General features: G+C 65.5%; 17 protein-coding genes. 15 read left to right on the forward strand and 2 right to left on the reverse strand.

What is annotated here, in order from left to right:
- Positions 1-67 precede the first annotated feature (67 nt).
- The 10 genes from AB688_RS16775 (at position 68) to AB688_RS16820 (ending at position 14797) form a co-directional block, all read left to right on the forward strand.
- Complete coding sequence (locus tag AB688_RS16775; protein WP_063545203.1) at positions 68-1843, forward strand: ABC transporter ATP-binding protein; 1776 nt, start codon at positions 68-70, stop codon at positions 1841-1843.
- Positions 1836-3680, forward strand: a complete 1845-nt coding sequence (locus AB688_RS16780) for an ABC transporter ATP-binding protein (RefSeq protein ID WP_063545204.1) — start codon at positions 1836-1838, stop codon at positions 3678-3680. The genes AB688_RS16775 and AB688_RS16780 overlap by 8 nt, the downstream gene beginning before the upstream one ends.
- Before the next feature lie 206 nt (positions 3681-3886).
- Positions 3887-5035, forward strand: coding sequence for an LLM class flavin-dependent oxidoreductase (locus tag AB688_RS16785; protein WP_054925907.1), 1149 nt, complete (start codon positions 3887-3889; stop codon positions 5033-5035).
- A 20-nt stretch (positions 5036-5055) separates the two neighbouring features.
- Positions 5056-6123 (forward strand): ABC transporter substrate-binding protein, encoded by a 1068-nt coding sequence (locus tag AB688_RS16790; RefSeq protein ID WP_063545205.1) that lies wholly within the window; start codon positions 5056-5058, stop codon positions 6121-6123.
- On the forward strand, positions 6120-7178 hold the full coding sequence (locus tag AB688_RS16795) for an ABC transporter substrate-binding protein (RefSeq protein ID WP_063545206.1): 1059 nt from the start codon (positions 6120-6122) through the stop codon (positions 7176-7178). Before AB688_RS16790 ends, AB688_RS16795 begins: the two co-directional genes overlap by 4 nt.
- 349 nt (positions 7179-7527) lie before the next feature.
- On the forward strand, positions 7528-9783 hold the full coding sequence (locus AB688_RS16800; protein WP_063545207.1) for a TonB-dependent receptor: 2256 nt from the start codon (positions 7528-7530) through the stop codon (positions 9781-9783).
- Between the two features lie 90 nt (positions 9784-9873).
- Positions 9874-12321: a TonB-dependent receptor plug domain-containing protein gene (locus AB688_RS16805; RefSeq protein WP_063545208.1), complete on the forward strand. Its 2448-nt coding sequence runs from the start codon at positions 9874-9876 to the stop codon at positions 12319-12321.
- Between the two features lie 157 nt (positions 12322-12478).
- Entirely contained in the window at positions 12479-13234 is a 756-nt protein-coding gene (locus tag AB688_RS16810) for an ABC transporter permease (protein WP_063545209.1), read from the forward strand.
- A gap of 10 nt (positions 13235-13244) precedes the next feature.
- Complete coding sequence (locus AB688_RS16815; protein ID WP_112898499.1) at positions 13245-14000, forward strand: ABC transporter permease; 756 nt, start codon at positions 13245-13247, stop codon at positions 13998-14000.
- Positions 14001-14011: 11 nt separating this feature from the next.
- On the forward strand, positions 14012-14797 hold the full coding sequence (locus AB688_RS16820) for an ABC transporter ATP-binding protein (protein ID WP_054891498.1): 786 nt from the start codon (positions 14012-14014) through the stop codon (positions 14795-14797).
- A 4-nt stretch (positions 14798-14801) separates the two neighbouring features.
- Here AB688_RS16820 and AB688_RS16825 read toward each other — a convergent pair whose 3' ends face one another.
- Both AB688_RS16825 and AB688_RS16830 read right to left on the reverse strand, forming a co-directional pair.
- Complete coding sequence (locus AB688_RS16825) at positions 14802-19127, reverse strand: NEL-type E3 ubiquitin ligase domain-containing protein (protein WP_063545211.1); 4326 nt, start codon at positions 19125-19127, stop codon at positions 14802-14804.
- A gap of 70 nt (positions 19128-19197) precedes the next feature.
- Entirely contained in the window at positions 19198-20166 is a 969-nt protein-coding gene (locus tag AB688_RS16830; RefSeq protein WP_063545212.1) for a LysR family transcriptional regulator, read from the reverse strand.
- Positions 20167-20412: 246 nt separating this feature from the next.
- Here AB688_RS16830 and argH point away from each other — a divergent pair, with 246 nt between their 5' ends.
- The 5 genes from argH to AB688_RS16855 all read left to right on the forward strand — a co-directional run bounded on the left by argH (position 20413) and on the right by AB688_RS16855 (position 25738).
- Complete coding sequence (argH, locus tag AB688_RS16835) at positions 20413-21840, forward strand: argininosuccinate lyase (RefSeq protein WP_063545213.1); 1428 nt, start codon at positions 20413-20415, stop codon at positions 21838-21840.
- A gap of 88 nt (positions 21841-21928) precedes the next feature.
- Positions 21929-22807, forward strand: coding sequence for an amino acid ABC transporter permease (locus AB688_RS16840; protein WP_054891502.1), 879 nt, complete (start codon positions 21929-21931; stop codon positions 22805-22807).
- 23 nt (positions 22808-22830) lie between these two features.
- On the forward strand, positions 22831-23595 hold the full coding sequence (locus tag AB688_RS16845; RefSeq protein WP_054891503.1) for an amino acid ABC transporter ATP-binding protein: 765 nt from the start codon (positions 22831-22833) through the stop codon (positions 23593-23595).
- Positions 23596-23628: 33 nt separating this feature from the next.
- On the forward strand, positions 23629-24453 hold the full coding sequence (locus AB688_RS16850) for an ABC transporter substrate-binding protein (protein WP_063545214.1): 825 nt from the start codon (positions 23629-23631) through the stop codon (positions 24451-24453).
- An 88-nt stretch (positions 24454-24541) separates the two neighbouring features.
- Positions 24542-25738, forward strand: coding sequence for an MFS transporter (locus AB688_RS16855; RefSeq protein ID WP_063545215.1), 1197 nt, complete (start codon positions 24542-24544; stop codon positions 25736-25738).
- Position 25739: the final 1 nt, after the last annotated feature.

The raw sequence follows: 25739 nt of genomic DNA on the forward strand, positions 1-25739 counted from the left end.
CGCAGCGGCCACGTCGCGGGGCAAGCCCGTGCCGTGGCCGGCACATCCACTCCCTTCGGACATCTGTATGCCCCACCCTCTGCTGCGCGCCCTGGCCATCTACCGCGAGATGCCCTGGCGCTTTCTTCTGGTCGCCTCGCTCTACATCGCCGGCAACCTCGGCCTGGTCTGGCAGCAATGGCTGATCGGCCATGCCGTCAACGACGTCAGCGCCGGTCACGCCGTGGTTCGCCAGGCCGACGGCAGCCTCGACGCCAGTGTCGCCTGGTACTGGCTGTGGCTGTTGCTGGCCATCGCCCTCGGCCGTGGCCTGCTGCAGTACGCGGCTGCCGTACTGTCGCTGGTGCTCAGCCAGGCGCTGCTCACGCGCCTGCGCGAACGTATCCTCGAACAGGTACAGGCCCTGCACCTGGGCTACCACTGGCAGCATGGCATGGGCGAACTGGTGACCCGTACCACCCGCGATGCCGATAAGGTCCGCGATGCGCTGATCACCTTTTGGCGGCAGATCGTCGAAACACCCCTGGTGGTGCTGGCGGTGGTCGGCCTGCTGGCCTGGTACGACACGCTGCTGGGCCTGGTACCGCTGCTGCTGACCGGTGTCGGCCTGTGGTTGTTCGTGGTACAGACCGAGCGCCTGGTCACCCTCGACCGCGCCGTAGGTGCCGCCTATGACCAGGTCAGCCAGGACCTCGCCGAAGGCATCGGCGGCGTGCGGGTGATCAAGGCCTTCGGCCTGGAACAGACACGCATCGAACGCTTTGCCGCGCAGGTGGCAGTGTTCTCCGGGCATGCCCGTGCCGCCCTCGCCTACGCCGCCTCGCGCATTCCCCTGCCGCAGGCGGTGGTGGCGCTGGGGCACGCCTGGGTGTTGGTCCATGGCGCTCACCTGGTGGCGAACGGGCGACTGGGAATCGGCGAGCTGGTGACCTCGCTGCTGCTGGCCACGACTTTGGTATTTCGCATCGAGGGCATCGGCCGGGTCATGCAGACCTTCGCCGACGCCCGTGCCAGCGCCGAGCGCATCTGGCAACTGCTCGACGAACCGCCAGCGATCGGCAGCGGCCCTCAGGCCTTGCCCCGAGGGCCGTTGGGCCTGAAGTTCGAGAAGGTACGGGTCGGCGCGCCGAACGGCGGACGTGACATCCTGCACGACTGCTCGCTCACCCTGCAGCCCGGCGAAGTGGTCGCGCTGGTGGGCGCCACCGGCACCGGCAAAAGCCTGCTGGCCAGCCTGTTGCCACGCCTGGCCGATGTTCAGGGCGGTGCCGTGCTGATCGGCTCCGAGCACCACGGCTGGCAGGATGTGCGTGGGTTGGACCTGGCAGAACTGCGTCGTCGCGTGCAGGTGCTGCCCCAGGAAAGCTTCCTGTTCTCCGACAGCCTGGCGGCCAACCTGCGACTGGCAGCCCCCCACGCCAGCGACCAGCAACTGCGCGAGGGCCTGCGACTGGCTGCGGCAGAGGACATCCTGGAGCGTCTGCCCCATGGCCTGGATACACCGCTGGGCGACCGTGGTGTAACGCTCTCCGGCGGCCAGCGCCAGCGCCTGTGCCTGGCCCGCTCGCTGCTCGGCACCCCGGACATCCTGTGCCTGGACGACGCCACCAGCGCCCTCGACGCCCACGCCGAGCGCCGGGTACTGGACAACATCCGCCGCCTGCGCGGCGATCAGGGCCACGCCCCCACCCTGCTGCTGATCACCAGCCGCCTCTCCACCCTGCTGCTCGCCGACCGCGTGCTGGTGCTGGACAACGGCCGTATCGCCGCCAGCGGCAGCCACGCCGAACTCAGCGCGCACAACGCCCATTACCGCGACCTACTGGGGATCGAGCATGACTGAGCCACGCAAGACCCCGAGCGACCTCGAGATCGAACAGACCCTCGCCCGCCAGGCCCTGGACCGCGGCATGCTGCACCGCCTGCTGCCGCTGATGCAGCCGATCCGCAGCGCGATCCTGACCGTGATCGGTATCGAGCTGCTGCTGGTGTTCACCGTGTTTCTGCGGCCCTGGTTCGTGCGCGAGCTGCTCGACCGTGGGCTGATCCACGACGGCGACCACTGGCTGCTGGACGAACGCCTGGTGCTGTGGCTGGGCCTGGCCCTGGCGGCCAGCTGGCTGGTGCGTTTCCTGCTCGCGGGGGTGTCGCAGTTCATCGCAGGCTCCGCGGCGATCCGCGTGCTGAACGATCTGCGGGTGAAGGTGTTCAGCCATGTCCAGGCACTGTCGGTGAGCTACTTCGACCAGACCCGCGCCGGGCGCATCATCTCTCGCGCCGACCGTGACGTGGATGCCCTGGAGCCGTTGCTGGTACAAGGTCCGCCGGAGCTGCTCGGCGCGCTGCTGCGCTGCGGCCTGGCCTCGGTGATGCTGTGGCGCATCGAGCCAAGCTTCTTCTTCAGCCTGGCAGGTACGGTGCCGCTGCTGGTGCTGGCGACCTGGCGCTTCAAGCGCATCTCCCAGCGCAACTGGGCAAAGGTTGCCGAGCAGCGAAGCCGCTTCACGGCGCACCTGGTCGAGAGCGTCAACGGCGTGCGGCTGATCCAGCAGTGCGGCCAGGAAACGGCCAATGCACAGCGTTACCGGCGCCTGCTGGAGGACTTCAACCAGGCGCTGATCCGCGGGAGTTTGCGCGCGGGCTGGTTCGCCCCCTTCACCGCGCTGCTCAGCACCGCCGGCATGGCCGTGCTGTTGCTGGTCGGCGCCCATGGCCTGGCGCAAGGCACGGTCAGCGTCGGCCAGGTGGCCGAGAGCCTGTTCTATGTGTTCCTGTTCCTCGGCCCGCTGCAGGAGCTGTCGGACCTGTTCGAACGCTACGCCACAGGCTCCGCCTCGGCCCAGCGAATCTTTCTGCTGCTCGACACCCGCCCGCAACTGCTCGACCCCGACCGCCCTCGGCCGCTTGGCCGGGCGCGCGGGCAAGTGGATTTCGAGCAGGTCGAATTCGCCTATCACCCCCAGGCCACAAGGCCGGTGATCGACCGCCTGGACCTGCATGTGCCCGCAGGCCAGGTGCTGGCCATCGTCGGCCCCTCCGGACATGGCAAGAGCACCCTGGTGCAATTGCTGACGCGCTTCTACGACGTGCACGCTGGCGCGGTGAAGCTGGACGGCATCGACCTGCGCCACCTGTCGCAGCACGAGCTGCGGCGCAATGTCGGGGTGGTGCTGCAGGACAACGTACTGTTCAGCGGCAGCATTCTCGACAACCTGCGCCTGGCCGCACCGCAGGCTGATGACGCCCAGCTGATTGCTGCGGCGCGCGAGCTGGGCGCTGACGAGGTGCTGGAGCGCCTGGCGCAGCAATACCACACCGAAGTCGGCGCACTGGGCTCGCACCTGAGCCATGGCCAGCGCCAACTGGTGTGCCTGGTGCGGGCCTACCTGGCCGACCCGGCAGTACTGGTGCTGGACGAAGCCACTTCGGCGGTGGATGTACATACCGAGCGGCGCATCCAGCGGGCGCTACGACGCCTGTGCGAAGGGCGTACGGCGATCGTCATCGCCCACCGCCTCGCAACCATCCGCGATGCCGACCGGATTGCCGTGGTGCGCCATGGACGGGTTGTGGAGCACGGATCGCACGGCCAGTTGCTAGCCCTGGATGGTGCTTATACAGCGCTGCATAACGCCTACATGCGCAGCGCCGCAGCGCTCGAAACAACCTCGCAACCCTGAAGTCGCACGTGCAGGGCCTCGGGGGATGGCAACGGCGCACCGCAGCGCCCTGCTGCTCCCCCAGCAACCATTGCTGGCGGGGTGTTGCCACAGACGCACCCCGCTCTCCTCGCATCGCCCGAGCCCGCGCCCCACGGGGTGCGCCGCGGCAATGGCACAGCCGTTGCACCCCTGAATCCATTCGCTCATTGCTCACAGGAGCCCCCATGTCCACCGAATTCTTCTGGCGCCTGCCGCTGGGCACCGACGGCCCGCAGTTGTCCACCGACCGCCACAACCGTGGCGCCCCCCGGCACCGCCCCGGCAACATCGCGCCTGGACGCCTGCCCAGTGGCGAGGCCGACGGTTTCAGCTATATCGACTATATCGCCCAGGTGGCCAAGGCCGCCGAACTGGCCGGTTTCGAAGGGGCGCTGCTGCCCACGGGGCCGGAGCCGTGGATCGCGGCGGCGGCATTGGCGCGCGAGACCCGACGCATTCGTTTCCTGATCGCCTTCCAGGCCACCTGGACCCTGCCCGCGTACGCTGCGCAACAGGCTGCGATCCTGCAGAACCTCAGCGGTGGGCGGCTGGACTGGAACATCATCACCGGCGGCAATCCCGCCAGCCAACGCGCCAATGGCGACTTCCTCGAACACGACCTGCGCTACAAGCGCACCGGCGAATTCCTCGACGTGATCCAGGGCCTGTGGAGCAACGACAGCTTCTCCTACCAGGGTGACATCTACCGCCTGGAGCACGGCAGCCTGCCGCCGGGCCTGCAGCACGAGCGCAAGCCGGGGGTGTATTTCTCCGGGTTCTCCGACGCGGCACTGGAGGTCGCCGCGCGTCACGCCGACGTGTACCTGAACTGGGCCGAGCCGATCGACAAGCTCAAGCCGCACCTTGAGCGGGTTCGCGAACTGGCCGACAAGCAAGGGCGCAGTGTGCGCTTCGGCCTGCGTGTCGACCTGTTCGCCCGCGAGACCGAAGACCAGGCCTGGCGCGAGCTGCGCCAGCAGTTCGAGCGCCTGGAGGGCAACGCCAGCAGCACGGCGAAACGCTTCATCACCGGCTCCGATTCTGTCGGCGGCGCACGCCAGGCCGCTTATCACCAGCACCTGGAAGGCTTCGACGAGTTGATCCTGGCCCGCAACCTCTGGGCCGGTTTCGCCAAGGCCAAGCCCGGCCCGACCGTAGGCCTGGTCGGCAGCCACCAGAACATTGCAGAACGCCTGGCCGAATACCGCGATGCCGGTTTCTCCACCTTCATCCTGGCCGCCAACCCGCACCTTGAAGAAGCGCTGCGCATCGGCCAGGAAGTGCTGCCGCTGGTGCAGCAACCGGCTGCCACCCCTTTCAAGGCCCGCGCCTGAATCCTTGCAGAGACCTCACCATGAGCCATCCCCTCGACACCCTCTGGTACACCCGCTGTCCGGTTCCCACCGGGCTTGGCATCGCCGTCCAGCAAGGCTGGCTGCAGGCCGACCTGTCTGCCCTCGGCACCCAGGTCCAGTCGCTGCGCGAAGCCGACGACCAGGCCGTGCGCGAATCGCACTTCGACCACAGCCTGCGCAACTCGGTGCGCCATGGCGGCAGCATCCCGGCGATCTGGGCCCGCGCCCAAGGCCGCGAAACCCGCGTGATCGGCCTGTCGTGGGCAGACGAGGCGCAGTTGATCCTGAGCCTTCCGGGCAGTGGCATCCGCACGGTCAAGGACCTTGCCGGGCGGCGCTTCGGCCTGCCCGACTGGGCCGCGGCACAGATCGACTTCACCCGCGCCCAGGCCCTGCGCGGGCTGGAAAACGCCTTGCGCCTCGAGGGCCTGCAGGTGGGGGACGTGCAGTTGGTCAACTACCGCTACGACGGCACCTTCAGCGACCGCCCGGTGCGTAACGTGGCCGGCACGCCGGTCTCCACCACCCAGACGGCCGGACGCAATCTGGAGTTGGCCGGGCTGCTGCGTGGCGAGGTCGACGCGATCTTCCTCAAGGGTGCCAGCGCCGTGCAGTTGGCCCATGCCTTTGGCCTGCACACGGTGATCGACACCGGTGCCCATCCCGACCCGCTGGTGCGCAGCAACAACGGCACCCCGCGCACCCTGGCGGTGGACAGCCACCTGCTCGCCCAGCATCCGCAGGTCGCCCGCACGATCCTTGCCGCCGTGTTGCGCGCCGAAGACTGGGCCCAGCGACACCCTGACGAAACCCGCCGCTACCTGGCCCGCGAAACCAACAGCAGCGAGTACTGGGTCAGCGTCGCCTACGGCAACGATGCCCACCTGCGCCTGCGCACAGCCCTGGACGAGCAGGCCCTCGCCGCCCTGCAGGACTTCGTCCATTTCCTCAAGCGCTGGCGCTTCATCCCCGCCAGTTTCACGGTCAGCGACTGGATCGACCGCGGCCCACTGGACGCGCTGCTGGCCAACACCCCTGCCATGGAAAGGACCTCCGTCGCCCTATGAGCAAGCCACTGGAAACCCTCTGGTACACCCACAGCCCGGTGCCCACCGGGCTCGGTATCGCCGTGCAGTCCGGACGCCTGGCCCAGGCGTTTCAACCGTTCGGCACCAATATCCAATCACTGCGCGAGTCCAGCGAACGGGAGGTGCGCGAAGCCCACTACGACCATCACCTGCAGAACTCGGTGCGCCACGGCGGTAGCATCCCGGCGATCTGGGCCTATGCCAGCGGCGTCCAGACCCGGGTGTTGGGGCTGTCGTGGATCGACGAGGTCCAGCTGATTCTCACCACTGAAGAAAGCAGCGTGCGCACGATCCGCGACCTGAAGAATCGCCGCTTCGGCCTGCCGAAATGGGCCAACGTGCAGATCGACTTCACCCGCGCCCAGGCCCTGCGCGGCCTGGAAAACGCGCTCAAGCTCGAAGGCCTGTCGGTGGCCGATGTCGAGCTGGTCGACTATCCCTACGGCGGCACCTACAGCGACGACCCCAAGCACCACCTGCACGGCTCCGCCGTCAGCCTGGGCACCAGCCGCTTCAGTCGGCGCAACAACGAACTGATCGGCCTGCTGCGCGGCGATATCGACGCCATCTTCCTCAAGGGTGCGCACGCGGTCAGCCTGGCCCACGAGTTCGGCCTGCGCGTGGTGGTCGATACTGGCAGCCATCCCGATCCGCTGATTCGCAGCAACAACGGCACGGCGCGGACCCTGACGGTCGATACGCACTTGCTGCACGAGCATTTCGACGCCAGCGTGACCTTGGTCGATACCGTGCTGCGCACCGAGCAATGGGCCTGGGCCAACCCCGAGGAGACCCGGCGTTTTCTGGCCCGTGAGCTGAACACCAGCGAGTACTGGGTGGCAGCCGCCTATGGCGAGGATGCCCACCGGCGATTGCGCACCACCCTGGACAATCGCTCGATCGAGGCGCTGCAGGACTTCACCGAATTCCTCCACCGCTGGGGGTTCATCCCGCGGCGCTTCGACGTGCGCGAGTGGATCGATTTCAGTGTGCTGGAGAAGGTGATCGGCTCGACGTCGCGGCTGGCGGTCTGAGCGTAGGTCCACATAGGGCGTAACGGCCCTCAGCACCGGGGGGCTGTGCCTGTCTTGTTCAAAATCTAAAGGCCAGCCCAATCCCTGTGGGAGTGGGCTCGTCTTTAGATTTTGAGCAAGACAGTTGCTCCTACAAGGACCACGCCAACCTGCTGCCCAAGCAACATCCCCCCGACCCATTGCTGCCCCAGCAGCACCCCGCAAACAGCCCCTTGCTGCCCCGCCCGCAACCGCGCCGAAAAGCCTTCTTTAAATCAAAGAAAATCAATATAAAACAATCACTTGCAGATACTGGCACAGTCCCTGCTCTACCCCTCCCCAACAACACTTGAAACACGGGGAGAACCACATGCACCAGCTCAACCCTCTGGCCCGCCAGATAGGCCTGGCCCTGCTGCTGGCCGGTGCCGGCAACCAGGCCTACGCCGCCACCGAAACCAGCGAAGAAAAGAAAACCGAACCCGCCCTCGAAACCGTCACCGTCACTGCCCAGCACCGCGAACAGACGCTGCAGGAAGTGCCCGTCGCGGTCTCGGCGATCAAGGGCACCCAGCTCACCGCCGACGGCGTTCGCTCGATGGGCGACATCACCACCTTCGTGCCCAACGCCTCGGCCAAGAACCCCGATGGCGACGGCCGCCCACGCTGGTACATCCGTGGCCTGGGCACCGGCGACACCGGTGCGGCGACGGTCTACCCGGTGGGCATCTATGCCGACGACGTCTACCTCAACGCGCCCATTGCTGGCGGCGGGCCGCTGTTCGACCTGGAACGCATCGAGATCCTGCGCGGGCCACAGGGCACGCTGTACGGCAAGAACACCACGGCCGGCGCCGTGAACGTCATTTCCAAGAAGCCGACCTTCGACACCGACGGCTACGGCACCGTCGGTTTCGGCAGCAAGAACGAGCGCATCCTCAACGGTGCACTGGGCGGCACCCTGGTGGATGAAAAGCTCGCCGGCCGGGTGTCGCTGTATTCCGAGGAGCGCGACGGCTTCCAGAAGAACGACTTCGATGGCAATACCTATGGCGACGTGAACAAGAAGGCCATCCGCCTGCAGTTCCTCGCCCAGCTCAACCCCGATCTGGATGCCCTGCTGAAGCTGCACAGTCGCCAGTTCAAGGGCGATGGCAGCAACGGCTCGCTGCCAGTTGGCCGTTACTACAACGTCGGCTACCAGCGCCCCAATGGCCGCGACATTTCGCTCAACGTCAACGAGGACTATCGCCTCGACCACGATGGCGCCTCGCTGACCTTCAACTGGTACCTGGGCGACTACACCCTGACCTCGATCAGCGCCTACGACTACATCCGCAACCGCTCCACCACCGACGCCGACTACACCCCCTATGAAGTCAACGGCGCCTCGATCACCGACAACGCCTATCGCCAGTGGTCGCAGGAGCTGCGCCTGGCCTCGCCGCAGGACCGCCCCCTGCACTGGCTGGCCGGCGCGCATTATTTCCACGAGAACCTCGACAGCTCGGCCCAGCGTATCGTCGCGCCTGGCCCGACGCCCAACGGCACCGGCTCCAACCAGGTCGGCAGCACCGCCTATCGCAACCAGGACTTCGACCACCGCACCGACAGCTATGCGCTGTTCGGCAACGTCACCTATGACTTCACCGATGCCTTCAGCCTGACCGGTGGCCTGCGCTGGACCCAGGAGAAAAAGGATATCGACCTGGACCTGGTGCAACTGACCCGCGCCACCGCCAATGGCCCGCTGATCCCCATCGCCGGCGCTGGCAGCAATGGCAATCGCCAGCAGGACAAGACCTGGGAGGCCTGGACCTACGACCTCACGCCCGAGTACCGCATCAACGACAACCTGCGAGTGTTCTTCCGCTATGCCCATGGCTTCCGTTCTGGTGGCTTCAACACCGGGCTGTCCACCAGCCTGGCGCAGTTGACCACGGTGGATCCGGAGGAGCTCGACGCCTACGAGCTGGGCCTGAAATCCGAGTGGTTCGACCGGCGCCTGACGGTCAACGCCAACGTCTTTTACTACGACTACTCGGATATCCAGGTGAACCTGCTGACGGTCAACAACGGCGTGCTGACCACCGCCTTGACCAACGGCGCCAAGGGCAAGGTCAAGGGAGCGGAGCTGGAGATCGAGGGCCAGCCCACCGAACGCCTGCACCTGCGCGCAGCGCTGTCGTTCCTGGACACCGAGTACACCGACTTCAAGAACGTCAACCCCGCCACCGGCGCGGTGACCGCCGACTACAGCGGCAACAGCTTCGTGCGTTCGCCACGCAACGTGGTCTCGCTGGGCGCCGACTACACCCTGCCCCTGGATGTGCCAGGGCGCGTGGTGGCCGGCGGCGACGTGAGCTTTCGCGACAAGGAATATTTCCTGGCCGACCGCCAGAGCAGCGGCGCCGACGAAACCCTCAGCCAGCCCCACTACACCCTGGCCAACGCGCGCCTGAGCTGGTTCAGCGCCGACGACAAGCTCAGCGTCACCGGCTTCGTCAACAACCTCACCGACCGCCGCTACCAGGTACACGGCCGGCCCAACGGCACCGCCGGGCAGTACGTGATCACCTACGGCGATCCGCGCACCGTGGGGCTTAGTGTCACCAGCCGGTTCTAGGTCGCTCTTGCGGGCCCTATCGCGGGCAAGCCCGCTCCCACAAGCGATAGGGTCAGCACAACCAACACACACTTCTAGCAGGAACCCCAGATGCCCCACCACACTCCCTTGGCACGCGCCATCGCCGTGGCCATCGCCGGCTTCGCCGTGCCCGCTTTCGCTGCCGAACCCAACGACCGACTCGACACCGTGGTCGTGGTCGGCACCCATAGAAGCGATGTGACCGCCCTGCAAAGCGCCGCCCCGGTGGACGTGCTCAGCGGCGAGAAACTGCGCGAGACCGGCGCCAGCGACCTGTCTGGCGCGCTGACCGCGTTGTCGCCGTCGTTCAGCTTCCCGCAATCGCCACAGGGTGCCTTCGCCGGCTCCATCGCCCAAGGCGCCTCGCTGCGCGGGCTGGCCTCCGACCAGGTGCTGGTGCTGGTCAACGGCAAACGCCGCCATACCAGCGCCAACGTCACCCGCCAGGGCCTGGTCAATGGCCGTGGCGCCGCCGCCGTGGACCTGAGCCTGATCCCGCTGAGCGCTATCGAGCGGGTCGAGATCCTGCGCGATGGCGCCGCCGCCCAGTACGGCTCGGACGCCATCGCCGGGGTGATCAACATCGTGCTCAAGGAACGCGACGACGGCGGCAACATCGGCTATCGCTTCGGCGGTTACGACAAGGGCGACGGCCTGCAGCGCAAGCTCAGCGGCTGGAAAGGCTTCGCCCTGCCCAACGATGGTTTCCTCACCCTGGCCTTCGATGCAGGCAGCCAGGACCCGGCCAGCGACACCCGCGATGACAACCGGATCTTCTACCCCGGCGACACCAGCATCAACACCCCGCGCGAGCAGAACAACCGCTACCGTAACTGGCGTTGGGGCTCAGGCAATGTGTCCGATCAGTACAATTTCACGGCCAACGCCGAGACCGGCCTCGGCGCCGGGCTGACGGCCTACGGTTTTGCCAGCTACGCGCACAAGAACACCGATGCCGAGGGCTTCTTCGACCCGCCCACCACCCTGCGCAACAACTACGGCAGCACAGCCCTGGCCCGCTACCCCGATGGTCGCCTGCCGATCACTCGCTACGGCCTGGAGGACTACGCGGCCACCGGTGGCCTGCGCTTCGAAGACGCCACCCTGGGCAACTTCGACCTGGCCTTGAACTACGGCAACAACCGCCTCGACTCCACCGACCGCGACGCCATCAACCCCAGCTGGGGCGCGGCCAGCCCGTCGACCATCTATACCGGCCGACGTGAAGCCGACCAGACCAACCTGACCCTGGACTGGACCCGCGATTTCGCCACGGACCTGCTGTTCAAGCCGCTGACGGTCTCTGCAGGCCTGGCCTGGCGCAAGGAGAACTACGAGCTAACCGCTGGCGACGCCGCCGGCTGGTCCAACGGCCCGCTGTTCAATACCCTCGACCCGATCACCGGCCGCCGCCTGCCGGGCTACTACTCGGGGATCACCCAGGTCGATGCCGCTTCGCTGGATCGTCGGGTGATCGGCGCCTACTTCGACCTCGAAGGGCAGATCACCGAGAAATTCCAGGCCGGACTGGCCGTGCGCAGCGAGCATTATTCGGACTTCGGTGACACCACCAACGGCAAGCTGTCGCTACGCTATGACTTCTCGCCGCAGATCGCCGCGCGGGCCAGCGCCAGCACCGGTTATCGAGCACCGTCCCTGGTGCAGAGCGGGCTTTCGTCGTTCAGCGTACAAGTCGTCGAACAGCCGCCTGGCAGCGGCAACTGGGTCGAGGTGCAGCAACGCACCCTGCGTGCCGACAGCCCCGAGGCACAGCTGCTCGGGGGCAAGGCGCTCAAGCCCGAGGAGTCGACCAACTTCTCCGTGGGGCTGGTCTGGCGCCCGCTGCCCAACGCCTCGCTGACCCTCGATGCCTACCGCATCGACATCGACAACCGCATCACCCTGTCGGACCAGTTGCCGGCGTCGGTGGTCTCGCCGATCTTCGCCGGTACGCCCTACGCCAATATCCAGAGCGCTGCGTTCTACAGCAACATCGCCGACACCCGCACCGATGGCATCGAGCTGGCCGGGCACTACGACCTGGACCTGGGTGCCTGGGGCCGGGTCAACCTCAACGGTGGCTATGCGCGCAATAACACCCGCATCACCGGCCTGGACAGTGTCGGCGGCATTCCCGGCAACCAGATCATCGGTCGCAACACCCAGGGCCTGATCGAAGACGGCACGCCCAAGGACAAGCTGACCCTGAGCGCCAACTGGCTGTACGACGGCTGGAGCATCACCCTGGCCCAGCGTCGCTATGGTGAATGGAAGAGCCTGAACGCCAGCAACCCGACGCTGGACCAGACGTTCAGCCCGCAGTGGGTGACCGACCTGGACGTGTCGTACCGCCTTGACCTGGGGCTGACCCTGTCGGTCGGTGCGATCAATCTGTTCGACAGCCACCCGGACAAGCTCGAAGGCGCGCAGCTGTATGGTGTGCCGAAGTATTCGATCACCAGCCCCGAGGGCGCACAGGGGGCGTTCTACTACACCAGCCTGAGTTACGACTTCTGACTCGGCGCGCGCCCCACTGCTGATCGACTGCTGCCCCAGCAGCAGCGTACTGCTGCGCCATCATCAGCGCCCATGGCCGAGCCCCGAAAACACGGGGCTCGGCACACTGGCACAGGTCTTGCGATATCCCCGTATCACCGATCACTCAAGGCCTTCCATGCGCGCCCTGCTCGTTCCTCTCTCCTGGTTGATCTCGCCCCTGGCCCTGCTCGCGTTGTGGGCCTCGGTGGCCGCTGCCGGGCTGTTTCCGGCCAACCTGCTGGTATCGCCGCTGGAGGTCTGGCGCAGCTTCCAGGAGCTGCTGGGCACCGGCGAGCTTCAGGAGCACCTGGCCGGCAGCCTCTCGCGGCTGGGGCTTGGCTTTGCCTTCGGCGCTCTGTCGGGCCTGGCCCTGGGCACGGCCATGGCCCTGTCGAAAACTGTCGAGGCCTATTGCGCACCGCTGTTCCATACCCTGCGCCAGGTCCCCAGCATCGCCTTGATCCCGATGTTCGTGTTGCTGTTCGGTATCGACGAGACCTTCAAGATCGTCATCGTCGCCAAGACCGCGTTCTTCCCCGTGGCCCTGGCCACCGGCGACGGTATCCGTGCCATCCCGCGCAGCCATTTCGAGGTGGCGGCGGTCTATCGCCTGGGTTGGCCGACCCTGGTCGCACGCATCGCCCTGCCCGCCGCCGTACCGGCCATCGTCACCGGCGTACGCGTGGCGCTGACCCGCGCCTGGGTGGTGCTGGTGGCCTGCGAACTGCTCGCCGCCGACAGCGGCCTGGGGCAGATGATCGAAATGGGGCGCCAGATGCTGCGCATCGATGTGGTGATGGTCGGCGTGGTGATCACCGGGGTGATCGGTTTCACCCTGGACTGTTCGCTGCGACGTGTGGAGCGGCGCCTGTCTGCCTGGCAGCGCAGTTGAGGAGCGAATGATGACTGTCCGACACTTGCGTGGCCTGTTACTGCCGCTGCTGCTGCTCGCGGCCTGGGAGTACGCCTCGCGCCAGGATGCAGCCGGCGCCTATGCCTTCGTGTCCTTGTCCAAGGTCGGCTCGGCACTGCTCGAGCTGCTTGGCAACGGCGAGCTGCCGGTCAACCTGCTGGCGAGCCTGGCGCGCACCAGCAGCGGCCTCGCCCTGGGCATGCTGGCCGGCATCGCCCTCGGCGCACTGATGGCCTTGTCGCCGTTGGCCAACCGCCTGACCGCACCGCTGTTCCATGCCCTGCGCCAGGTCCCGATGCTCGGCTGGATTCCGCTGATCGCCCTGTGGTTCGGCAATGGCGAGCCGGCCAAGTTGCTGATCGTGAGTGTGGCGGCGTTCTATCCGATGGTGCTCAACACCTACGAAGGCCTGCGCCAGGTCGACGTCCGCCAGCGTGAGGTCGGTCAGGTGCTGATGCTCGATCGCTGGCAGCAACTGCGCCTGATCCTGCTGCCCGGTGCCTTGCCGAGCATCGCCACCGGCGTGCTGCAGGCCCTGGCCTTCGCCTGGGTCACGGCCGTTGGCAGCGAGCTGTTCCTCGCCTCTGGCGCCGGCCTTGGCAACCTGATGATGAACGCCGAAGCCGGCGCACGGATGGAAGTGATCATCGTCTGTGTACTGTGCATCGGCCTGTGCGGCTACCTGATGACCTGGCTGTGCACCCGTTTCTGCCGGCGCCTGCTGCGCTGGCGCACCACTGATTGAAGGCCGCGACCATGAATGCCATCGCCCATCCCCACCCGCCTGCCGTGCAGGCCGGCGCCCTGCAGATCCGCCGCCTGAGCAAGGCCTATCGGCTCAAGGGCCAGACCCTGCCGGTGCTGCAGGACATCGACCTGGACATTCGTCCCGGCGAGTTCATCAGCATCCTCGGTGCCAGCGGCTGCGGCAAATCGACCCTGCTGCGGCTGATCGTCGGCCTGGACACCGATCACCAGGGCACGATCGTGCTCGACGGCCAACCGGTACGCGGCCCGGGCCTTGAGCGCGGCATCGTGTTCCAGGACCACCGCCTGTTTCCCTGGATGACCCTGCAGCAAAACATCGCCCTGGCCCTGAAGAACCACGCGCTGCCTGCCGAGGAAAAGCAGCGCCTGGTCGCCGAGCATATCGAGCTGGTTGGTCTGCGCGGCTTCGAACACGCCTATCCACACCAGTTGTCTGGCGGCATGGCCCAGCGTGCGGCGATTGCCCGGGCGTTGGTGAACAAGCCCAAGGTGCTGCTGCTCGACGAACCCCTGGGCGCGCTCGATGCCTTGACCCGGGTACGCCTGCAGCAGGAGCTGCAGCGCATCCGCGAGCGCGAGCGTTGCACCGTGGTGATGGTCACCCATGACATCGAAGAAGCGCTGTACCTGGGTGACCGAGTGATCGTGATGGATGCCCACCCGGGGCGCATTCGCGAAGACCTGCCTATCGACCTGGCACATCCACGCGAGCGCACCCATCCCGCCCTTCAGATCCTGAAACAGCGCCTGCTCGAGCAGCTCATGGCGCATTGAACCTTTAGCCTTTAACCCACGGATGCGCGTCCAGCATGCTCAGGGTGAACGCCAGGACCAACTCGTGCTCGGCAGCACTGCGCTCCTCGGCCAACGCCTCGATATTTTCCAGCACACTCTGCTCTGGCGCGGACTCGACCTCGGCCATCAGTGTTTCGAGGCGATCATGGTAGGGCTGGTTGAGCGTTTCGAATGCGTCGGGCTGCGTGTTGCGCAGATAGTCCTGCCAGAAGCTTCGCTGTACCAAGGATTCGGCAATGCGAGTATCGGTTTCCGCCTGCAGAATCGCCGTGCTGGCCACACGCAGTTGTGTGTCCCCTACATCAGAGAACATCCGGTGGTACATGTAGCGTGACTGGGCCGGCAGCCCGAGCGGCCTGACCAGCCCGGCCCGGTATGCGAGATGCACCTCTACCTCGTCGAGCAAACCATAGGGGTTGGTGGCACGCGCCTGTTGAATGTGCTGGGCGGCGATTCTGTCGACCTCGTCCAGCCGATACAGCTCGCGGCCCAATTGCGTCAATGCGGGGCCGACCGCAGCGGGGGCCAGCCCGGCAGTGCGTGTGGCGACCAGCGCGCGGACTTCCAGCAGGCTGAAAATCAGCAGCATCTGGTCCGAGCAGGTTCGTGGCCCGGCAGCCTGCTGGAAAATCGCCTCGCGAACCTCGCTGTTCTGTACGCAGGCGTCGATCACCTGCCAGACCCTGCGCCGCAGGTCCAATCCCTGCAGTGCGTAGTCACGGGAACGGCCAAGATCATGAAGAAAGCGCATCAGGTCACTGCTGCCCGGTTCATGCAACAGTCCCGTCCATTGGCGCTCTCGCACCGTTCTCTCCACATCGGTGGAGCCTGCCAGCCAGAGTTCGAGCGACTCCTGCCCTCCCGGGACATGTCGACGCAGGGGCAAGGCCACCGCAGCATCCTCTCCCATCGTGGTACGCAGTGCGGCCTGCGTGGCTTCCGGCAACGGATTGTCATGCAGGCTCAGGCCTGCCAGGCGACGACGCGAACGGGCAAGGGACGGGCTCATGTCGTTGATATTGTTGTCGCGCAGGTCGATATCCTCGAGCTGCGGATGCATGTACACCTCGACAGGCAGCTCGGCCAGACCAGTACCACGCAATGACAGACGCTGCAGGTTCTCCAGGGGGCCAAGCGGCGGCAGTCGACCGATGGGGTTGTGCGCAAGGTCCAGGGTACGCAGTTGTGTCAACACGCTCAGCCTGGCCATGCCGGCTTCGTCGATGACGATCTGGTTGCCGGCCAGGCGCAGTTCGGTGAGCTGCGTCAGCACCTGCAGCCCGTCAGGGATACGGTCGATCAGGTTGTCACGCAGATCGAGGCTGCGCAGGTTGGCAAAGCGCGAGAGAAAATCTGCGTCGATTGTCGGCAGGTTCAAGCGGCGCAACGTCAGTTGGGTGACATGCTCGAACGTCACGCCCTCGGGGAGTACGGGCAGGCTGTCGAGCCGTTCGCTGTCGATGATCAGCCGGTATTGGCCATCCTGCTCGGCACGCTTGCGCCGCCAGCAATGGCGGATGCGCCGGGCGACCAGGCGACGCCGCTCGAGCATGGGCACGCGGGTTGCCTCGCGACGCCAGGTGCCCAGGCTTTGGTTGAGGCGAATCATTAGCTGTTGCAGGTTGCGCAGGTGATCCCACAGGCCCTCGCCGCGTTGACGCACAGTCTCCAGGTAGGTTTCCACCTCGACGTCCGACAGGGTTGGAAAGACTTGCTGGTAGCCGCGCAGCAGCGCAAGACGTGACCCTTCGGGCCGGCCGCTCAACGGGTAACCGATGCGTCCGTCGCCCAAACGTTGTGGAGGGCGCAGCCCTGTACCGATGGGCGCCATGCCAATGAGGCGGGCCGCTTGCTCGCGCTGGGCAAAGGCGCGCTCGGCCAGGGCACTGGCCAGGTGCCGGGCAGAACTGGCCGCCTCGCCCAACTGCAGGCGTTGTGGGGCATCCAGATGCCACAGCAGGGCCTGGAACAGATCGTCCGTGGCGTAGGCACCCGGCATGGGCGTCCCTTGCGCATCGACTGCCAGATAGCCTTTCGCGGTCTTGATCATTCGACGCGTCTGGCTGGCAAGCGAATCGCCTACCTGTGCCAGCACCTGGCCGTCGAACTGTCCGTCACGCACCTCGACACGTACAGAGCTGTCCCAGGGCGACCAGGCCTGCAACAGTCCCAACGTCAGTTGTTCGGTATCCTGAACCACCGCGGCGGCCTGCTCGAAACCTGCACAGGCCCGATCAAGACGGGCGTCACGCAACTGCCATCGCGCACGCTCGGCCAACCCCAGTGGCACCCGCCCTTGCTCCAGCAGTTGCTGGAGCTGGTCAGCATTGGCCTGGTCGAGTAGCTCCTGGCCAGCACGCGTCGTGAGGGAGGGAAAATCACGGTGCAAGGGCTGCGCTGCCGGGACGGGTGTGGCCTGCTGCTCCTGGACGTGAGCTTCGAAGGCGGCGCCACGCAATTTGGGGAAGCTGGCGTGCAACTGATAACGCTGCGCCGCATCGTACAGGCGCGCTGGCGCAGGTGCATTTTCAAGGTGCAGGCGCCGTAGCTGCGACTCATCCATGCCAATGCTGCGCAGCAGCGGGCCGGCCATATCGTCACTCACCTGACGCAACCCTCTGCCCAGGCGGCGTATCAGCACGCCTTCCCCCTGCCATCGTTGGGCAGACTCCAGGGCATGACGCACGCCACCGGCGCCGTTGTCCTCAAGTGCGATGGTCGGCGCCTCGGGCCGGTTCGGATGCGCCACTGCGGCTACATCCGGGTCGGCGCCCAACCGGTAGGTCATCTCCTCGACCCCTTGATACGCGTGTCCGTCGTGGATTGCACGCTCACCGGGCGCCAGCGCCAACTCTTGCGTGGCATAACCCGGAAGATCGGCACGCGCCAGGCGCAGTTCACCATCGGCATTCTGTATGGGTGCCAGCTCGTCGACCTGCGCTACGCGCTCAAGCACCTTGCTGGCGCCGACCGTGAGGCCGAGCATCGCAACGTTCTGCGCCACGGCCACCAGATGGCCAAGCGCAGCCTCGCGATCACCGAGCTCCCAGTCACGGTAGCCCTCATACACTTCTTCGGTCAGCTGCTCGGCGGTGATCGCCAGCAGTGGCAAGCCAAGTTCTGGAACGAAGAAGCTGGCAATGCCCAGAATGTCGAGACCCAGGCCCTTGAGCCAGTGCAGGCGACGATCACGCTCAGCGCTGTCGACCAGGCTGGTCGGCACGGCCAGCACCTTTGCATCGTCCAGCAGGGTATCGACCTGCACCTGGCGCAGGTGGGCGAACAGCGCGCCGCCGACAGACTGCCACCGACCATCCAGCTCGATGGTATCCTGCGGGCCGCCTTCGGCCAGCAACCGTTTCAGCACCTGAGCAAAATGCACGCGGTCCTTTACGCTGACGAAGCGCTGGAAGAACGACCAGTAATCAGCCTTACGAAAACGCTTGCCCAACGCTTTGAACAGCTCGGACCAGGAGCGGTGGACACTCAGTACGCCCTGCGGATCGTCCGGTATCCAGGCAATCAACTGCGCAAGCTGAGCATCTGCGCCCTCTTTTGCGGGCATCTGGAACACCACCACCCCCTGGATCTTGCGGCCCAGCAGGCGCATGTCCAGTGCCGTCAACGTGGCTGACTGGGGCGTCGCAGCGCAGACCTTTTGCAGCTCCGCCAGCATGTGCTCGTCGATATCGCCCTTGAGCCGCGCCAGCCACGCTGCAGCCTCCAGTCCCTCTCGCCAGCCCCGCTCGAGCAAGGCTTCATTGTTTCGGCGTACGGCATCGTTGCCAAACAGCACGCCCTTGAGATGCTGCTGGTAAAGCCCCCCCAGATCCAGGGAGCGACACAGGCCCGCAAAGGCCCGGGGCTGCAGGGCAAGCCTGTTGCCTTGCGCATCGACCACTGCCGACGCTGCCTGCCAGGCGACCTTCGATGTTTCGGCACGATCGAAATTATGCAGTGCCGAGGCCAGCAGACTGTTTTCGAAACTGCGAGTGACGATGCCATCCGGGACCCAGCCGACGCCTGACGGGAAGCGGATCTGGACTTCGCGCCGCAGCATGCTGCGACGCACATCCAACGAGGGTTGCACCCGTTTGTCCAACGCTTCGCTGAGCAAGGGCGCGGCGAATTCGTCCAGCGGTTGGATCTGCCCAAGCAGGGCGCGCACCGCATGCTGCGTACGCTGCTGGGCGCGCAACGCCCGGTGCAGTCCATCCAGTTGTTCGGGCTTGGCTGCGCTCAACCAATCGGGCAGACGGCTGGCGATCAGTGTATCGATCGTTTCATCGGGAAGGGGTTGGGTCGACATGATACTGCTCCATCGCATTGAAAACGCGCATGAAGCCAGCGGGTGCAGAAGCGCACGTGGTAGCTATGTCTCAAGTGCCGGGCAAACGCAGATCCACCCCCATGGCCTGGGCGAAGGTTTTCACCAGTGGGCTGCGTGGGGTGTTGTGCCGCAGGATCAGGCAAAACGGTGTATGAAAACGCACCATCTCTGGATGGATCGCACGCAAGCGGCCCTGGCTGACCAGCGATTGCGCAAAGTGACAGGGCAGAAAACCGATGAAGTTGCCCGTGAGCAGCAGCATGGCCACCGCCTCGACCTGGGTGGCCGACGTCTGGTTGTTCTCCTGTTCGAAGAACTGCCATTTGGCCGTGTGCATGGCATAGCGATGGTGCACGAAGTTGTGTTCGCGCAGGCTGTCGAGGGGGATGTCCGCATCGCTTCGAGCGAACAATGGATGGCCTTCGCCGCAATACAACGCCGAGGCTTCCTGGTACATCTCGAAGTAGTCGAACTCTTCCCGGCGCTGGTACAGCGGGACAATGCCGGCAATGAAGCGACCTTCGATGACGCCGCGCTCCACCTCGTCCAGCTGTGCCACGTTCAGGCGGACACGCACCTTCGGGTGATCGCTGGAAATTTGCCGGATCGCAGCGATCAGCGGCGAGCCGCGATCGGACAGGGTGTTGTCGATGGCGCCCACGCCCAGTTCGCCGATCAGCTCGTTCTGGGCACTGCTGATGCGGTCGCGGAAGTTGTCGACCGAGTTGAACAGCTCGATCGAGGCCTGGTACACCACCTGCCCTTCTTCGGTCAGGCTGAAACCTTCGCGCCCGCGGCTGCACAACCGCATGCCGATACGGATTTCCAGATCGGAAATCTGCTTGCTGATCGCTGCCAGGCCCACGTTCAATTCGTTCTGCGCCGCGCTGAAGCCTCCTGCCTCGACCACTGCCTTGAACACCTTGAGCAGTTTGAAGTCCTGGCCACTCAAGGCCAGTGGCGCACGAATGCGGGTTTTTTCCGGCAGGTTTCCCGCAGTGGAAAGTGAGGTTTCCATTGTAAGTATTTACCTCGCGCTCGGCTTTCAACAGGCTGGATAGCACAACAAGAAATCAGCCGGCCTCGCCATCATGACCTTATGCAACGGCATATTGCAAGACTCACCGTAATCCCTATTTTAGTCGCAAGCGATTGATTTAACTCATTTTTACACCCTGCCCCAAGCTATGTGAAACCTGCCTTCGCAGGCCTCATGACGGCCCGAACCTGCTGACAGAAGATTCTCCTTCGAGGAACGACAACAATGACTCAGCCCACCGATCGCCTCTGGGGCGCCCGCTTCGCCTCAGGCCCTGCAGCCGCCCTCGCCGCCCTGTCGCGCTCGCCGCAACGCTATTTCCAGATGGCACCGTACGACCTCGCAGGCTCCCGTGCCCATACCCGTGAGCTGCAGCGCGCAGGCCTGCTGGACAGCGACGAGACCACGCGCATGCTGGCCGCCATCGACACCCTCGACGCCGACTTTCGTGCCGGCCGCGTGCAGCCGATCGAGGACGACGAGGACGTGCACACCTTCCTCGAGCGCGTGCTGACCGAGCGTCTTGGTGCGCTGGGCGGCAAGCTGCGCGCCGGGCGCTCGCGCAATGACCAGGCGGCCAACGACCTACGCCTGTTCCTGCGCGATCACGCACGCAAGCTCGCCGAACAGGTGCTGGCGCTGCAGGACGCCCTGGTGAGCCAGGCCGAACAGCACGTCGACACACTGTGCCCAGGCTTCACCCACCTGCAACAGGCGCAGCCGATCAGCTTCGCCCATCAGTTGCTGGCCCATGCGCAAGCCATGCTGCGTGACGTGCAACGCCTGGTCGACTGGGATGCACGCACGGCCCTGTCGCCCTTGGGCGCCGCGGCCATGGCGGGCTCGGCCATCGCCCGCCAGCCACAGCAGTCGGCGCTGGAGATGGGCTACAGCGGCCCGTGCGAGAACTCCATCGACGCCGTGGCCAGCCGCGACCATGTCGCCGAGTTCCTGTTCATCGCCAGCATGCTCGGCATCAACCTGTCGCGCCTGTCCGAGGAATTCTGCCTGTGGTCGTCGCGCCAGTTCCGCTGGGTCGAGCTGGACGATGCCTATGCCACCGGCAGTTCGATCATGCCGCAGAAGAAGAACCCGGACATCGCCGAGCTCACTCGCGGCAAGGCCGGGCGCCTGATCGGCAACCTGACCGGCCTGCTGTCCACCCTCAAGGCCCTGCCGCTGTCGTACAACCGCGACCTGGCCGAGGACAAGAGCGAGGTGATGGACACGCTCGACACGTTGGGCCTGGTGCTCCCGGCCATGGCCGGCATGGTGCGGACCATGCAGGTGCGCGTGGACGAACTGCGCCGCCAGGCGCCGCTGGGCTTCACCCTGGCCACCGAGGTCGCCGACTGGCTGGCCATGCGCGGCGTACCGTTCAAGGAAGCTCACGAGATCACCGGGGCCTTGGTGCGCGCGTGTGAAGCCCAGGACATGGAGCTGTGGCAGGCGAGCCCGGCGATGCTCGCCGACATCGACCCGCGCCTGACGCCCGAGGTGCGCGAGAGCCTCACCCTGGAAGCTGCCATCGCCATGCGCAGCGGCCACGGAGGTACTGCCCCACAACGCGTGCGCGAGCAGATCGCGCGCCTGAAAGTCGCCCTTGAAGCACAGCAGGCCTGGGCTGCCCATTACCAAGGGCCGCGCACCTGAAGACCTGTGGGCTGCGGTTTCGCAAGGACCTGCTGCCCGCCACCGATCGACACGCCCAGGCGCCCTGCGCCGACTGCGGAGCCACACCATGAGTCAGATACACGCCAAACGCCTCGCCGATGAGCGCAGGCAACAGGAAAACGAGTTCGACATCAGCCGCTACGAGCATGTCCCGCGCCGTTATTACGGGCGCATGTTCTTCGCCACGCTGATCGTCGTGCTGTTGCTGGGGCTGGCCAATGCCTTTGCCAATGGCAAGATCGAATGGGCCTTCGTCGGCCAGTTCCTGACCTCCGAGGCGATCCTCTGGGGCCTGGGCAATACCATCGTCATGTCGGTGATCGCCATGGCCCTGGGCATCGTCTTCGGCGTCATCACGGCGGTGATGCGCATGTCGCAGAACCCGATCCTGCAGTACGTGGCGCTGGCCTACACCTGGCTGTTCCGGGGTACGCCGCTGATCCTGCAACTGTTGCTGTGGTTCAACCTGGCGCTGATCTTCCCCACCATCGGCATTCCTGGTCTGTTCCAGTTCGACACCGTGACGCTGATGACCCCCTTCGTTGCCGCGCTGCTGGGCCTGAGCATCAACCAGGGCGCCTATACCGCCGAAGTGGTGCGTGCCGGTTTGCTGTCGGTGGACACTGGCCAGTACGAAGCGGCCAAGTCGATCGGCATGCCGCGCCTGCAGGCGCTGCGCCGGATCATCCTGCCCCAGGCCATGCGCATCATCATCCCGCCGGTGGGCAACGAGTTCATCGGCATGGTCAAGATGACCAGCCTGGCCAGCGTCATCCAGTATTCGGAGCTGCTGCACAACGCGCAGAACATCTACTACGCCAACGCCCGAGTGATGGAGCTGCTGATCGTTGCCGGCATCTGGTACCTGGCAGTGGTCACCCTGCTGTCGTTCGGCCAGAGCCGCCTGGAACGTCACTTCGCCAAGGGCGCTGGCAAGCGCTCCTGATCGGCCATAGAGAGAACATGCCCATGAGAAGCATCGTCAAGGCCGTCGGCCTGCAGAAATACTACGGCGACTACCACGCGCTGAACGACATCAACCTGGAAATCGAGCAAGGCGAAGTGCTCTGCGTGATCGGCCCTTCGGGCTCCGGCAAGAGCACCTTCCTGCGCTGCATCAACCAGCTGGAAAAAGTCGATGGCGGCGGCCTGTGGGTCGACGGCGAGCTGGTCGGCTACCGCATGGCCGGCAACAAGCTGCACGAACTGACCGAGTCGCAGATCGCCCGCCAGCGCCTGGCCACCGGCATGGTGTTCCAGCGCTTCAACCTGTTCCCGCACCTGACGGTGCTGCAGAACATCATCGAAGGCCCCTGCCAGGTGCTGCGCCGCTCGCCCAAGGAAGCCACCGAGGATGCCCTCGAACTGCTGGCCCGGGTCGGCCTGAGCGACAAGCGCGACCATTACCCGATCCAGCTTTCCGGTGGCCAGCAACAGCGTGTGGCCATCGCCCGCGCCCTGGCCATGCGCCCAAAACTGATGCTGTTCGACGAACCCACCTCCGCGCTGGACCCCGAGCTGGTCGGCGAGGTGCTGTCGGTGATGCGTGACCTGGCCAAGTCCGGCATGACCATGGTTGTGGTCACCCATGAGCTGGGCTTTGCCCGCGAGGTGTCCAATCGAGTGGTATTCATGGACGCCGGACAGATCGTAGAAGCAGGAAGCCCCGAAGAGGTGCTCCTGGCCCCCCAGAACCCGCGGACCCAGAACTTCATTTCCGCGGTTCGTACCTGACTGCCGCCCACAACCATAAAGAGAACCCTAGGCATGAAAAAAACCCTTCTTGCGTGCAGCGTACTGACCGCCCTGGCCTTCAACGCCCAGGCCGCCACGGAACTTCCGGCCTCGATCAAGGCCAAGGGCGAAATCGTCGCCGCAATCGTCCCCAACTACCCACCGATGGATTTCAAGGACCCGGCCACCAACCAGCTGACCGGCGTCGATGTCGACCTGGGCAACGCCCTGGCCGAACGCCTGGGGGTGAAGATCAAGTGGCAGGAGACCGCCTTCGAGCAGATGATCAGCGCCCTGGTCACCAAGCGCGTCGACATCATCCTTTCGGGCATGACCGACACCAAGGAACGCCAGCAAGTGGTGACCTTCGTCGACTACTTCACCAGCGGCCCACAGTTCTACACCCTGCAAAGCCGCGGCGAGATCAACGAGATGACCGACCTGTGCGGCAAGAAAGTCGGCACCAGCCGCCGCACCACCTGGCCCAACGATGTCGCTACCTGGAGCAAGGCCAACTGCGAGGCCAACGGCAAGCCGGCAGTGATCGTGCTCGGCTCCGAAGGCAGTGCCGACGCGCGTGCGCAACTGCGCCAAGGGCGCCTTGATGCCGCCGTGCAAGGCAGCGAAACGCTGCCGTATATCCAGGACCTGGAGAAAGGTACCTTCAAGATTCTGGGTACGCCGCTGACCACCCAGCTCACCGGGCTGGGCGTGGCCAAGGATAACGCTGCGCTGTCGGCTGCGATTCGCAGCGAGCTGCAGGCGATGGTCGACGATGGCAGCTACCGCAAGATCCTGGAGAAATGGGGCGCAGCCGATGGCGTGCTGAACCCGATCACCATCAACGGCGGGAAGTGATTCGACCGGTTGAAATTGCGGCGTACTTTTCGCGGGTGAAACCGCGAAAAGGCCCATACCGACATTTCCCAATGCCCGAGAATGGACTGTGGCCACCTACTCCCCCGTCATCCGCCGCCTGATGCTGAGCTCGCTGACCCTGGTGATCAGCCGCTCGCTCACCAGCCCCCTGTTGGCCTTGTTCCTCACGACACAACTGGGCATGGCCCAGCATGACGTCGGCTTGCTGATCAGTGTCGCCGCACTGTCGGGCACGGTGTTCGGCCTCTACGGCGGCTACGTGATCGACCGCTTCGACAAGCGTCGCCTGCTGGGCCTGGCGATGCTTTCGACCGCGATCGGTTTCCTCCTGCTGACCTTCGCCCAGGACGCCTGGCAGGCCGTGCTGACCCTGGTGCTGACCGAATCGGCCTCGGCGCTGTTCGTCATCGGTTCCAAGGCCATGCTCGGCGAGTACCTGGCCGTCGAGCAGCGCGCCAAGGCCTTCTCATTGCGCTACACCCTCACCAACATCGGCTATGCGACCGGCCCGATGCTCGGCGTGGTGCTGGTCGGGGTGCACCCGCTGGCGCCCTTCTGGACCGCCAGTGCGGTGGCACTGCTGAGCCTGTGGGTGATGAGCGCGGTTCCCGCGAGCACGGCGAGCAGTGCCCCGTCCGCGCAGCCGCCAACCCGCTTCATGGCGGTACTGGCGGCTGTGCGCACCGACCGCATCCTGTTGCTGTTTACCGCGGGCAGCTTGCTCAACGCACTGGTGCACGGCCGCTTCACCATCTACCTGTCGCAGTACCTGCTGGTGAAATACCCACCCGCGCAAGCCATGACCACCCTCTCGGCGCTGCTGGCCTGCAACGCCCTGGTGGTGATCGTGCTGCAATTCCAGTTCGGCCGGTTGCTCAGCCGTGACAACCTGGGGCGCTGGATGAGCATCGGTGCGGTGCTGTTCATCGGCGGGCTGGCGGGGTTCCTGTATGCCGACAACCTGATCAGCTGGTGCCTGGCAATGTTCGTCTTCACCCTGGGCGAGATGATCCTGCTGCCCAGCGAATTCCTGTTCATCGACAGCATTGCCCCTGAACACCTCAAGGGCAGTTACTACGGATTCCAGAACCTGGCGGCAGTCGGCGGCGCACTGAGCCCGGTACTGTGCGGCTACCTGCTGGGCACAGGCATGCCCGGCAGCATGTTCATCGCGCTGATGGTCACCGCCGCCTGCGGCGGCGGGTTGTGTGCTGCGGCATGCCTGTGGGCGCAGCGTCGGCGTGAGGGACCGCCGACGCTCTGAC

The organism is Pseudomonas putida (genome assembly GCF_001636055.1).
GTDB classification, from domain to species: Bacteria; Pseudomonadota; Gammaproteobacteria; order Pseudomonadales; family Pseudomonadaceae; genus Aquipseudomonas; species Aquipseudomonas machongensis.